A 12,035-nucleotide genomic window follows, 5' to 3' on the forward strand; every position below is an offset into this window, starting at 1 on the left:
GGTGTGGGGTGTGGGGTTTTACCAGTTTTGAGGTGGCCAATTACCTAATTTTCAGGGAAAAAGTCCAGGGATTTTCCCCTCAATCACTCCAAAGGTCGGCACTTTTTGAGGGAAACAAAGTCTAAAAACCTTGTTGGATCAGGTTTTTAGATTTATTCAGCAAACCCTAAATAAGGTAGGCAGGAGTAGGTGCGAATCAAATCTTGGTTTTCCCTGATAACATTCTCAAAATCTATCTTTCTTAAAACTTTCTCATTTTAGCTGTCCAGCCAGACAAATGAGCAGTTTTAAAGAGATTTAAAGAGGATTTGGTTCTGTATTTACCCCCGACAAACTGGATATTCAGAGGCAATTTACGGGTACAGACGAACGGATATCCTCGCGTCCGTTAGCCTTTTTTCCTCAAAACGATGAAATGTCCGTATCGAGTATCTGGAATCATGTACTCATAGACCTTTTCCCGATCATTTTTATCTTGAATAAATTCATCTACAGCCGTCTTTGGTCCCGAAGAAAAGAAACCGTAGTCATCGACGATGATAATCGCTCCGGGGGGGGTGATCGGGTGGAGAAACTCTAATACCTGTTTGATTGGTTCGTACAGATCGAAATCCACATAGGCGAAAGAAACCCTCGCTGGTAAATTTTCCCCTCGATCAAGGATTTGATCGAAAAATCCTTTGTGAATTACATAGCGATGTTCGGAAAAAGAAATCTTCCGTAATCGCTCTAGAACCATTCCCTCACGGCATCGCATTTTTCCCCTATAGGCTTCCATATTCCCCAAATCGAAAATATCGTGGAGCAAGTGATCTTTTTCCGAGGGGGCGGGCAAACCTTGAAAGGAATCGAATAGATGTAAGGTCTTGTCCGTTCCGGCGATTTCATTGGCGATCAGTGCGGAGGTTTCTCCCTGCGCCACACCAAACTCGCACACATCGCCCTCTACCTCCCGACACCGGGCTAAACCCTGCACGAGATAATAGGCCTCTGAAGGAGGCGTGCCGAGCAATGTGGTTAATAGATGCAGACGAAGATCGTTAGGCTCTATTACGGGATCGGACTCGTTGAGCTTTCCCTCGTAGGCCTGTGCCAGATTAGCGAAATTATCGAACCAGATCGGCAGCTCCGATGTGCGGTGGAGCGGTTCATCCTCGATCAAGGACGAAATCGGGGCAATGGATTCATCATTCATAGCTGTTACCCATTTAAAATGGGCCTTAGGATGTGAGAAAACAAACGCAGATTGATTAATTATCAATAGGAAAGCGGTTATCAAAAATAACCGCTTCTGGAATTTTACAAGAATCTCTTTAACGTTCGCGGCGCCCGAAGTTTTTCCGCTCACCGCCGCCACCACCACCAAAATTATCTTCTCTGGGACGAGCTTTGTTGACTTTCATCTGTCGTCCCATCCATTCGGCCCCGTCAAGAGTTTCGATCGCTTTTGCTTCTTCCTCATCGGAGGACATTTCCACAAAACCAAAACCGCGCATTTTACCCGTATCCCGATCTACCGGCAAGTAAACGCGACTAACCGTGCCGTATTCAGCGAATACACCCTGCAAGTCCTCTTTCGTGACTTCATAAACCAGATTACCAACGTAAATCGTCATGGATTGTCTCCCAATATCACAGCCATTTCGAGAAGGAGATCGGACACAACCCAGTCAAGGCCATCAGGGAAAAACCGCTTCTGTTTGAAACCAATGCTGCTACCGAACCTAACTACTCTCTCTAAACTAGCATAGCTGATCAGTGGGAGTATGGAGTATTAATAGCATTTTTCTTTATTCGTCGCCCTCTCCCTTTCTGGGAGAGGGCGAGAGCAATTAACCATCTCTGCCATTGCTTGTGAAAAATCGCGTTAGGCGGCATTATCTTGGGAATCTTTCATCCCTAAAGGCCGAGATTTTTTCTTGAATGTGGCCATGGCACCACCAAGAGTTAAAATTGCCAACACTGTGCTAGGCTCTGGTATAGCTTGTGAAGCGATACCGATACTTCTTGCGTTTAAATTAGGTTCAAAGGCTTGTGAAGCGATACCGATATTTTCTATAACGTTTAAATCAGGTTCAAAGGCTTGTGAACCGATGCTTTTTCCGTTTAAATTAAGAGAATCAACAAACCCATCCCCTGCAACTAAACCAGCGGTGTCCAAACGTTCAGAGGTGTCCAAACGTTCAAAGGCTTGTGAAGCGATACCGATATTTTCTATAACGTTTAAATCAGGTTCAAAGGCTTGTGAACCGATGCTTTTTCCGTTTAAATTAAGAGAAGCAACAAACCCATCCCCTGCAACTAAACCATCTGTGTCCAATGACAAGGATAAATAGGCAGCTAGTATATCTGAACGGGTAATTTTGAAGTTAAAGGGTACAAAGCCATTGGTTATAGCAAAAGCATTGGAACCAGCTAAGGTCAGATCAATACCATCTGCTGGGATCGCGCCAGGGGGAGTTGTAAATTTAGAAGAGGATTGTGATGACAATTTTTCAAAGAACAATGTAATTATTATCTTCCCCCGAGGAGTCACAACAATATATATGATCTTGTGAATACGAATTGGTCTTGGTCTTCGAGAATTATCAATTCTGAAACTTAAATCAAAAGTATCGCCAGGCTTAAAAGTAGAAGGCAAAAAGCGAGAAAACTCGCTTTCGTAACTGACGATAGCCGCATCTGCTTTGGCACTACTAAGCAATGCTAAACTGACGCCCAATGCAACACCTAATGCAGGGAGTTTTTTCATGGTGATATGAAGTTGTTGTAAGCCGATGTGAAACGATGATAGGTATTTTTACTTAATCTGTCAAGCAATTTTTATTAAGTTCAATATTTCTGATTGAATATTATTCTATTGATAAGATATATATATGGCATTGAAATTTTAATAGCGATTTCAGCGAGAAGATAGCTTGCGAGCCTGAATCTGAAGGGGCAGCCAGCCTTTTAGCTATCAGCCATCGGCTTTTTTTCTTCCCATCTCCCCACTTCCCACTGATTACTGATTACTGTTTACTGCTCACTGATTAGGGTAGCCAGGGATATTGACTAAAATCGGGGGGACGTTTTTCTAGGAAAGCCTGTTTACCTTCGGCTCCTTCGGCGGTCATATAGTAGAGTAAAGTGGCATTACCCGCCAACTCCTGTAAACCCGCTTGACCATCACAATCAGCATTAAAAGCCGATTTTAGGCAACGAATCGCCAAGGGACTTTTTTCGAGAATTTCTAGGGACCATTTAATCCCTTCCTGCTCTAATTCTTCCACCGGGACGACATGGTTAACCAAACCCATTGCTAAAGCTTGTTGGGCGTTATACTGCCGACAGAGAAACCAAATCTCGCGAGCTTTTTTCTGACCGACTACCCGGGCCAGATAACTAGAGCCAAAACCGCCGTCAAAACTGCCCACTTTCGGACCGGTCTGGCCAAAAATGGCGTTATCCGCTGCTAAGGTTAAATCACAAACCAAGTGTAAAACATGACCGCCCCCGACCGCATAACCTGCCACCAGCGCGATAACTACCTTGGGGATGGAGCGAATTAATTTCTGTAAATCCAGCACATTGAGCCGGGGTACGCCATCATCGCCAATATAACCCGCCTGACCGCGCACCGTCTGATCGCCGCCGGAACAAAAAGCATATTTGCCGTCGCTGTGGGGACCTGCACCCGTGAGCAATACTACCCCAATGCGGGCATCCTCGCGAGCATCACAGAAAGCGTCGTAAAGCTCAAAAACTGTCTTCGGACGGAAGGCATTACGCTTATGGGGTCGATTGATGGTAATTTTGGCGATTCCCCCCCATTTATGGTAGAGAATATCCTCGTAGGTTTTGACGGATTGCCATTCAACGCTCATAGTCTCGGTTATAGGCACAGCTTTTTTACCTTACCTCATTTTGTCCCCCACTTTGAAGCGGGGAGCGCCAAAATAGGGGAATGGATAGTTGACGGACAAGGTTTAAAGCTGATTCCTTTCTTGATGTTTTCTGAGTATTTATTCAAAATAAGTAGTAGCTGGTTATAATTAAATTAAAAATAGATTTTAGGTTCGATCCCCCCTGCCCCCCTTGATAAGGGGGGGGATACCCCCTTAATCCCCCCTTAATAAGAGGGTGGCATCTGAAAGTTTTTAATACCTACCTACTTACATTTATCCTATTTACTAACTTTAAAGAAGTAAAAATATGAGTACAAGTAATAAAACTAAGCTTGAATCATTAGAGTTTTATTTGGGGTTAAAATATCCAATAGCAATTTATCCTGATGATGACGAAGGATATGTATCAGAAATTAAGGATATTCCAAGATGTTTCCCTCAGGGAGAAACCATAGAGGAAACCTTAGCTAATATTGATGATGCTCGCCAACTTTGGCTAGAAACAGCTTATGAATATGGTGATCATATTCCCTTACCCTCTACAAATATCATGGGTGAGGGAGAGCGTTTCTAGAAAGCCTCGAAAAACTGATAAAGGGAGAAGGTCGCTTTTTTGCCGTAATCATTGAACTGAAAACTCACATCTGATAACTGATAACCGATAACTGATAACTGATAACTGATAACTGATAACTGATAACTGAATTAAAGCCATTCGATTTCTTTAGCTTTTTCGGGTAATTTAGCCGTGGCCTGTCCCTGGCTGCGGGACTGAAACCCAATTAAATCGAGGGGAGTAGCCAATAAATCTACTAAATCTGCTTTACCAAACAGTAACTTGAGGGTATTTTTTGGTAGCTCTTTTAATAACCAACGACCGAGAGTAAAAAATAACTCTTGATTGGTTAAAGGTCGCATCAATTCGACACCGTGCAATTCGTGAAGATAGCGATTCGAGCGTCCGTAACGTTTTAATTGACTTCTTAAATCTTCTAGGGTGGAACGATGACGATGGTAAATAATTGCCTCTGGTGCGTAGGTTAATTGCCAGTCGGTTTGTTGTTGAATACGCCAACAGATATCGGCATCACCACCAGTAGTTAAATAAGGACGAAATAAACCAACTTTTTGAAAAGCTTCTCGACGAATAGCGAGGTTAGCAGTTTGACCGTAGGGACAAAAATAATGTTCTAAAAGAAATTTTGGTGACATAAATTGACGACGTTCCGCATACTTTTCCAACCAAGTGGAACCAGTTAAGGCAGCAATTTCACCCGCTACCAGACCGATCCTAGTATCTTTAAAGGGTTGGATCAATTCTGTCAACCATTGGGGTGCGGGACGACAATCGGCATCGGTGAAGACCAAAAAAGGATAACGAGCGCTTTTGATCCCTTTGTTACGAGCAGCGTAGGAACTTTGTATCTGATTTTCGCTTAAAATGATCAGGTTCAGTCCCCGTTGTTCTTCTGCTGCCTTTCCTAATAATTCTGCTGTGCGATCGCTACTATTATTATCAACTAAAATATATTCAACTAATTGACGGGGATAGGTCTGTTTGGCTAAACAATCAATGAGAGGGGGTAGATCTTTCTCCCCGTTATAAATTGGCACGATCACGGATACTTCGGGAAGGAACTGTAAGGTAGTTGACATCGTTGGAGTCCAATAAACTGGCGAAGGTTGAACTATTCGCTACAATACTACTATAATTAATAGCAACAAAAAGCAAGTCTATTGTCACTTATTTTAGACCAACGATGAAAAGTTTCTTCCGAAAATTATTTTTCTATGCGGGTATTGTTTTGCTCTCACCCTTAATCATTGCTTTTCAGGTAGCTAATAATCGAGAACTTATCTTAGGTGATGTGCGGCGTTGGGTAGAGTTATTAGGCTGGGAAAAAAGAGCAGATTGGTTACAATTATTAGCTCTGTGTCTGGAGGCAAAAGAATTTAGAAATTTATATTATTTTCGTCTTTTTCAAGGTGGTTCATTCAGCCGTTTTTTTATGTATATTCTTAGGTTTTTCTATCGAGAAAGTTCCTACTTATTTCTAGATTCTTCCTGTTCGATTGGCAAAGGATTATTTATTCAACACGGTTTTAGTACGATTGTTATGGCGGATTTGGGCGATAACTGTTGGATTAATCAACAGGTAACAATTGGCTATAAAGATAAAAGCGGTCGCCCCAAAATTGGCAATAATGTCAGGATTACCGCCGGTGCTAAAGTCTTGGGAAATATTACCATCGGCGATAATGTTACCGTAGGCGCAAATTCAGTGGTAGTTAAGGATGTTCCACCTAATTGTGTGGTGGTGGGTATTCCCGCTCGTATTGTTAAAAGGGACGGCGTTAAAGTAGATGAAAAATTATAAACGTTGACTTAAAATATATTCGGCAATTGCCAGATCCCCCGGAGTAGTAATTTTTAAGTTAGTTTCTTCACCGACGACAATTTTGACGGGAAAACCACATTTTTCTAATAAGGCAGCATCGTCGGTGACTTCCCAAGCTAATTTTCGGCCCTGTTCGTGACATTCTTTTAATAATTTTACCTGAAAACCCTGGGGTGTTTGAGCTGCCCACAACCGCGAGCGATCGGGTGTATCCTCAATCCAACCCTTGCTATCGACAATTTTAATCGTATCTTTCACCGGAATCGCCGCTATGAAACCCTGACAAGTGGCTAAAGCGGCCGCACAGCGATCGAATAATTCGGGGGTGGCTAAACATCGCGCCCCATCGTGAATTAAAACCGTCTCAGCCCCCTCTGGTAGGGCTTGTAAGCCATTATAAACCGATTTTTGTCTGGTTTCGCCTCCTTGGATGATTTGCACGGGTTTAAGGGCATTTATGGCGGTGATGATTGCTCGGATATCCTCAAAGTCTTCTGGTTGTGCCATGATGCCAATCCAGATAATTGCCCTGGATTGCATGGCAGCCAGCAAAGTCCAAGCGAGGAGCGGTTTTCCGTGTAGGGTGAGCAGTAACTTATTGCGATCGCTACCCATCCGTTTACCCATTCCCGCTGCTGGAATTAACAAATACATATTTTTTTCAGGTAAAAAGTTAAGAATTCAATATATCCCCCCTTAATCCCCCCTTGATCAGGGGGGTGCCGATCCCCCCTTAATCCACCCTTGATCAGGGGGGTGCCGATGATTGTTAATCGCTTCAATAACCCCAAAACTATGCCTCTTAAGAGAATAAATCGAGGGGAAAGTGACCATAAGTACCGACTAATTGATCATTTTCTGATTGACAAGAAATCAGAACACCGCGATAGGTTCCCGTATAGGAATCGAGATAGGAAGCTTGTCTTTGGGTATTATATTTAATATACACCGCTCCCAGTTCTGGCTGGTCTTCTGGGAGAGTATTAGGTAGGGGGTATCCTAGGGCTTGTAGATAACTTTTTAGGGCTTTAAATCCCTCTTTATTGTTATCGGCACAGATACCTAAATTAATTGATTCCGAACCTTGGTTAACCAATAAAATTGCCTGTCTTAGAGCTTCTTCTTCTTCAGGAGATTGGGCAATTTTTAGTTTAATACATCCATATTCTTTTAGGAGTTTCAAGGCTTCTTCAATAGACATGAGCGGTTAGATAGGCGGGGCTAAAGATAAAAAATAAGCTAGTGCTGTTGTCCTTAACGACAAATTCCCAAGAAAAAAAGCCCTAAATCATTGGGGTTTAGAGATAGGAAAATTTTGCATTGGTTTTAATCGTAAGATCGCCAATTTCGATCATATCAGCTTGGGGACAGGAAAATTTATCGGGGTTGTTCGATCGCTCCATTTTGTGCGGGCATTTCACTCGCTGCTTTTTGATAGCTGAAGTAAGCACCTAAATAATTCCAGTGCCAAAACCAATCCCTAGGTAGGGCAAAATTAAGTAGGTAGGCGTTAAAAATTATCAGATGCCCCCCTTATTAAGGGGGGATTAAGGGGGGATCGGCACCCCCCTTATCAAGTAGGGCAGGGGGGATCGAACCTAAAATCCCTTTTTAATTTAACTATAACCAGCTACTTATCCTGAGGGGAAAAGAGGAGCATTTCTGGTGAGATAGTATCTCAGTAGCTTCAGTCAACTCCTCCCATTTTTCTAGGGCTTTTTCTTCGCTTGTTTCAGAGTCTTGCAGTTAAATTTCCGCCACGGCTCTTTCGATTAAACGACGAGCCAGGGTTTGAATGCCAGTATGTTCATAGTAATTGGTGGTCATATCGAGGAATGCCCCAACATACACCAATTTATCGGCAGAAAAGTCGATAAATCCCTGAATTTTGCTCAATAATCCCTGCTGGCTCAAATCGCGATCGCTGACAAAACCACTCATCCAACCTTTAGTCGAGTCGAAACTTTGACCGATAAAGTCTAATTTTCTGGCAGTATTTCCCCCCGGAATCAATTCTTTAATACTGCCGAAAGTAGAGTTAGATTCTAAGTCTTCTGGGTGGAGAATACTGAGGGTGGATTCCACTTTGCGGATAAAACTGCCCCCCAGGGGAATTAAACCATCCAAACAAACTAACGCCGCCATCCGCATTAGGGATTCGCCGCTATAATCTCCCAGAGAAGCGACGAAATCATCGATACTATCGCCCGGAATGCCATTAATTTGACAAAAAGCGATTAATTCGGTCACTAATTTCAAGGTTAGATCGATGGTTTGCGCTTTTTCGGGAGCAGGGGTTAATTTTTCAATTAAACCGCCCATGAGGGGAATTTTACCACCGACGGCATTAGCAAGAGAGGCGGCGGCTAGGGCATTATCGGCACTGTCGATGGTTTGGTAGAGCCAGAGCGCCCGTTGATAGCCCTGGGATTTATCATTAAACAACCAAACGGCTCGATCGCCAATCTGTTGAATCATGCTTTCGTCGGTTTCGCCGGTGACTTTGATAATCGTATTTTTAAACCCGACTAGGTTATCCCACTCTCCCGGCACCACATAATCAAGGGTTTTGAGAACTTTGACGGTGAGATTATTCGTCGGTAATTCGTCCACCAGTTGAAAAATTGGCTTGCTCACGGATGTCTCCTTACTTTAATTTTGCTAAACCATCTAAATCGAACTTAGCTAACCATGCTTGGCGATCGCTGGCGGTAAAATCCGCATCCCGCGATAAAACCTTGACTTGATAGCGATTATTGACTAAAACGGCGCTGGCGGTTGCACCCTGTTCCACAGAGGGAAAACCTTTGATTGTAGTTTGACTGTCTTGGAATTTATTGGCTGCGGCGGGATTATTGCTGATGTCAGATATGGCTAACATGGCCAGAACTTTGCCATCCTGCTTCAGTTTTGCCTCAGCAAAGCCTTTTTTCTCCTGGGTATAGACGCGCTCGTATCCTCCCCCAGAAGGCGGGAAAAACCGATTAAAACTGCCGCCAGAGGTGGATTCTTTCACCACTGCCGCCGCCCCGCGAGCGGTACTTTCCTGTTGCGCTTGGTCAAATTGCGAGGGAGCTTTAGCACAGGAAGTTACTAGCAAAAGTGTTGCTAATACCCCTGCTATCAAGATTTTGCCAAATCGAAAGCTCATAGTTATCTTAATTAAAACTTGCTCATGTTTGTTTGTAGTATATCTCTCGCTGATTGCTGATTATTGTTAAGTTTTTCTAGATTCTGCCACACCAGACCAAAAAAAACAGAAAATCAGCAAAATTCGAGTCAATAGCCAATTTTTAGGCGTGTATCTCAAGATTACAGAAATATCCACTGCCGAGAAATTATCGGTAACTTTTCAATTAATACAAATGTATGAAAAACTGCGTGTAAGCATCTCGCATTTGGGGGTGCGATTTGTTTCTAGCCCAAGAATAGTCTAAAACCCTGACAGGGTAGGGCTTAAAGCTAGGGTGGGGATGGTAGATTGACAAAAATGATCTGCACCCCCTAACCACTAGCTACAGTCCCGCAATTGCCCCTCGCGCCATAGATGCGATCGCTTGTTCCGTGGCCCGGGGTAGATGATAATATTTACCCCCGGCTTTTAGGGCTAATTCTTTGGCAAAACCAGTGGAGACGAATTTTTTCTCCGTATCGATAACCAGCAGTTTAATGCCTAAAGAGCGAATTTTAGCGGCAATATCGAGCAGTTCTGCCTTAATATCGGGTTTTTCTCCCTCTGGAATCGGTTCGCCTAAAGATTTCGCCAAAGGAATATTACTTCTCCCGTCGGTAATCGCCACCACCACCACTTGACCGATATCCCCCGATAAACGGGCATTCATCCCCACATGAACCGCTTGGGTTAAACCGTGAGCCAAGGGGGAACCGCCGCCACAGGGCAGGGTTTCTAGACGTTTTTTCGCTAGGGTAATCGATTTGGTCGGTGGCAATAGTACATCTGCTCGCTCACCCCGGAAAGGAATCAGGGCAATCTGGTCGCGATTTTCGTAAGCTTCCGTTAACAGACGCATAACCGCACCTTTGGCCGACTGCATCCGATTCAGGGCCATGGAACCAGAGGCATCAACGACAAAGACAATTAAAGAACCGGCCTTGCGGGCCAGCCGTTTTGAGCGCAGATCCCCTTCTTCTATAATCACATGACGTTCGGGATTCCTTAAGCGACGGGCTTTTTGATAGGGTGCGGCCGCCCGGAGAGTGGCATCGACGGCGACTCTTTTCACCTTGCCCCGGGGTAACATCGGCTTAATGTAACGTCCCCTATCTTCCGAGAAAATCAGGTTACGCGCCCCCGATTTCCCCTGACGCTGGGCCATCTGGGCAAAATACAACACACTAGGATCCAGTAAAACCCCTTCCGGGTCGAAAACAAATTCTTCCGGCAGATTATCCGGCTGTTCCGGTTCTTTTTCTTCCTCTTTCTCCTCCTCTTTTTCTTCCTGTTCCTGCTGGTTTTCGTCTTGGGGCGGTTCCGGTGGTGGCGGTGGTGGTGGTGGCTGTTGTTCCTGTTCTGGGGGTGGCGGCGTAATCAGCGATCGAGGTACAATAACTAATTCGACGGCCCTTTTTAAATCATCGGCACTGACTAAATCCCGACCTTCTAAAGCGGCGGCGGCCTTGGCTACTCTCACGGCAAAAATCTCGGCGCGATGACCTTCTACCTTACCGCGCACCGCTTCCTCCACTAGATAACTAATTTGTTCTGGTTTAATTTTTACCTCTTTTAACCATTCCCTCGCCAGGATAATTTCGGTTTTTAGATCGTCCATTTCTTGGGCATATTGGGCGATAAAAGCGCTGGGAGAAACAGCATACTCGATCGCCTGATTGACGGCGGTGACTCGTTGGTCTAAACTGAGGACACCATCAGCGGAAAGAGCAATGGCAATTCTATCTAATAAATGGGTTCGTAAGTCCCCTTCTTCTGGGTTATAAGTAGCGATCAGGATTGGTTTACAGGGATGTTGAAAACTGATGCCTTCCCGTTCGATTTGGTTACGTCCTTCGCTTAAAACTGTTAGTAATTGGTTAGCAATTTGGTCATCGAGTAGATTAATTTCATCGACGTAGAGAATTCCCCGATGGGCGCTGGCTAATAAACCGGGTTGAAAGACTGGTTCCCCCTGTTTCACCGATTCTTCCACATCGACGGAACCCAATAAACGATCCTCGGTGACTCCTAGGGGAATCTGCACGAAAGGGGCTCGGATAACTTCCGTGGGGACTTCTCCACTGCTATATTCTTCTTTAGTGCGATCGTCCCATTCGTCGGGATTGTTGGGATCGCAATTAAAGACATTACCTGCGATAATTTCGATCGGTGGCAATAGAGAATGTATCGCCCGCGCCATGACTGATTTGGCGGTTCCCCGACGACCGGCAATCACCACACCCCCGAGGGCGGGATCCACGGCGGCTAAGAGTAGGGCTAATTTGATCGCTTCTTGGCCGACAACGGCAGTCAGGGGAAAATTGAGGGTCAGAGTGGGCATAGATCTAGATTCAGGCGGCCAAATTCTAGTGTAAAACAGAAGCTCCCGGGTCTGGCACTTTTCCCTTTTTGATTCCCGAACTCAGATTTTAAGTAGGTAGGTAGGCGTTAAAAATTATCAGACACCCCCCTTATCAAGGAGGGATTAAGGGGGGATCGGCACCCCCCTTATCAAGGGGGGACTAAGGGGGGACTAAGGGGGGATCGGCACCCCCCTTATCAAGGGGGGATTAAGGG

At 44.6% G+C, this 12,035-nt stretch carries 12 protein-coding genes; 2 read left to right on the plus strand and 10 right to left on the minus strand.

All coding sequences use genetic code 11. The features are described 5' to 3' along the window. Nucleotides 1–388 precede the first annotated feature (388 nt). The 4 genes from IQ234_RS16745 to menB all read right to left on the minus strand — a co-directional run bounded on the left by IQ234_RS16745 (nt 389) and on the right by menB (nt 3,866). Nucleotides 389–1,195: a TylF/MycF/NovP-related O-methyltransferase gene (locus IQ234_RS16745; protein ID WP_193957911.1), complete on the minus strand. Its 807-nt coding sequence runs from the start codon at nt 1,193–1,195 to the stop codon at nt 389–391. Nucleotides 1,196–1,313: 118 nt separating this feature from the next. Then, complete coding sequence (locus IQ234_RS16750) at nt 1,314–1,616, minus strand: RNA recognition motif domain-containing protein (RefSeq protein WP_193957912.1); 303 nt, start codon at nt 1,614–1,616, stop codon at nt 1,314–1,316. A gap of 251 nt (nt 1,617–1,867) precedes the next feature. Beyond that, entirely contained in the window at nt 1,868–2,752 is an 885-nt protein-coding gene (locus tag IQ234_RS16755; RefSeq protein ID WP_110579382.1) for a PEP-CTERM sorting domain-containing protein, read from the minus strand. A 280-nt stretch (nt 2,753–3,032) separates the two neighbouring features. Then, nucleotides 3,033–3,866, minus strand: a complete 834-nt coding sequence (menB, locus tag IQ234_RS16760) for a 1,4-dihydroxy-2-naphthoyl-CoA synthase (RefSeq protein WP_002732420.1) — start codon at nt 3,864–3,866, stop codon at nt 3,033–3,035. Nucleotides 3,867–4,194: 328 nt separating this feature from the next. On the opposite strand from menB, the gene IQ234_RS16765 reads away from it, so the two are divergent. Further along, nucleotides 4,195–4,461: a type II toxin-antitoxin system HicB family antitoxin gene (locus tag IQ234_RS16765; protein WP_193957913.1), complete on the plus strand. Its 267-nt coding sequence runs from the start codon at nt 4,195–4,197 to the stop codon at nt 4,459–4,461. Nucleotides 4,462–4,592: 131 nt separating this feature from the next. On the opposite strand, the gene IQ234_RS16770 is transcribed toward IQ234_RS16765, so the two are convergent. Continuing rightward, nucleotides 4,593–5,543, minus strand: a complete 951-nt coding sequence (locus tag IQ234_RS16770; RefSeq protein ID WP_193957914.1) for a glycosyltransferase — start codon at nt 5,541–5,543, stop codon at nt 4,593–4,595. A 104-nt stretch (nt 5,544–5,647) separates the two neighbouring features. Here IQ234_RS16770 and IQ234_RS16775 point away from each other — a divergent pair, with 104 nt between their 5' ends. Then, nucleotides 5,648–6,265, plus strand: a complete 618-nt coding sequence (locus IQ234_RS16775) for a serine O-acetyltransferase (RefSeq protein WP_193957915.1) — start codon at nt 5,648–5,650, stop codon at nt 6,263–6,265. Here the strand turns inward: IQ234_RS16775 and ispD are convergent. The 5 genes from ispD to bchD form a co-directional block, all read right to left on the minus strand. Next, on the minus strand, nt 6,260–6,940 hold the full coding sequence (gene ispD, locus IQ234_RS16780; protein WP_193957916.1) for a 2-C-methyl-D-erythritol 4-phosphate cytidylyltransferase: 681 nt from the start codon (nt 6,938–6,940) through the stop codon (nt 6,260–6,262). The genes IQ234_RS16775 and ispD overlap by 6 nt on opposite strands. 148 nt (nt 6,941–7,088) lie before the next feature. Beyond that, nucleotides 7,089–7,487 (minus strand): DUF1824 family protein, encoded by a 399-nt coding sequence (locus IQ234_RS16785; RefSeq protein ID WP_193957917.1) that lies wholly within the window; start codon nt 7,485–7,487, stop codon nt 7,089–7,091. 545 nt (nt 7,488–8,032) lie between these two features. After that, nucleotides 8,033–8,923, minus strand: a complete 891-nt coding sequence (locus IQ234_RS16790; protein WP_193957918.1) for a hypothetical protein — start codon at nt 8,921–8,923, stop codon at nt 8,033–8,035. 10 nt (nt 8,924–8,933) lie between these two features. After that, nucleotides 8,934–9,437, minus strand: coding sequence for a hypothetical protein (locus IQ234_RS16795; RefSeq protein WP_193957919.1), 504 nt, complete (start codon nt 9,435–9,437; stop codon nt 8,934–8,936). A gap of 364 nt (nt 9,438–9,801) precedes the next feature. Continuing rightward, nucleotides 9,802–11,799, minus strand: coding sequence for a magnesium chelatase ATPase subunit D (gene bchD, locus IQ234_RS16800; RefSeq protein WP_193957920.1), 1,998 nt, complete (start codon nt 11,797–11,799; stop codon nt 9,802–9,804). Nucleotides 11,800–12,035: the final 236 nt, after the last annotated feature.

Source organism: Microcystis aeruginosa LEGE 91341, from assembly GCF_015206885.1.
Taxonomy (GTDB): domain Bacteria; phylum Cyanobacteriota; class Cyanobacteriia; order Cyanobacteriales; family Microcystaceae; genus Microcystis; species Microcystis aeruginosa_H.

What these genes read in the sequence shown, in the direction of transcription:
- IQ234_RS16765 (WP_193957913.1), top strand. Translation starts at nt 4,195, where the DNA reads ATGAGTACAAGTAATAAAACTAAGCTTGAATCATTAGAGTTTTATTTG.
- bchD (WP_193957920.1), bottom strand. Translation starts at nt 11,799, where the DNA reads ATGCCCACTCTGACCCTCAATTTTCCCCTGACTGCCGTTGTCGGCCAA.
- menB (WP_002732420.1), bottom strand. Translation starts at nt 3,866, where the DNA reads ATGAGCGTTGAATGGCAATCCGTCAAAACCTACGAGGATATTCTCTAC.
- IQ234_RS16795 (WP_193957919.1), bottom strand. Translation starts at nt 9,437, where the DNA reads ATGAGCTTTCGATTTGGCAAAATCTTGATAGCAGGGGTATTAGCAACA.
- ispD (WP_193957916.1), bottom strand. Translation starts at nt 6,940, where the DNA reads ATGTATTTGTTAATTCCAGCAGCGGGAATGGGTAAACGGATGGGTAGC.
- IQ234_RS16775 (WP_193957915.1), top strand. Translation starts at nt 5,648, where the DNA reads ATGAAAAGTTTCTTCCGAAAATTATTTTTCTATGCGGGTATTGTTTTG.
- IQ234_RS16750 (WP_193957912.1), bottom strand. Translation starts at nt 1,616, where the DNA reads ATGACGATTTACGTTGGTAATCTGGTTTATGAAGTCACGAAAGAGGAC.
- IQ234_RS16785 (WP_193957917.1), bottom strand. Translation starts at nt 7,487, where the DNA reads ATGTCTATTGAAGAAGCCTTGAAACTCCTAAAAGAATATGGATGTATT.
- IQ234_RS16755 (WP_110579382.1), bottom strand. Translation starts at nt 2,752, where the DNA reads ATGAAAAAACTCCCTGCATTAGGTGTTGCATTGGGCGTCAGTTTAGCA.
- IQ234_RS16745 (WP_193957911.1), bottom strand. Translation starts at nt 1,195, where the DNA reads ATGAATGATGAATCCATTGCCCCGATTTCGTCCTTGATCGAGGATGAA.
- IQ234_RS16770 (WP_193957914.1), bottom strand. Translation starts at nt 5,543, where the DNA reads ATGTCAACTACCTTACAGTTCCTTCCCGAAGTATCCGTGATCGTGCCA.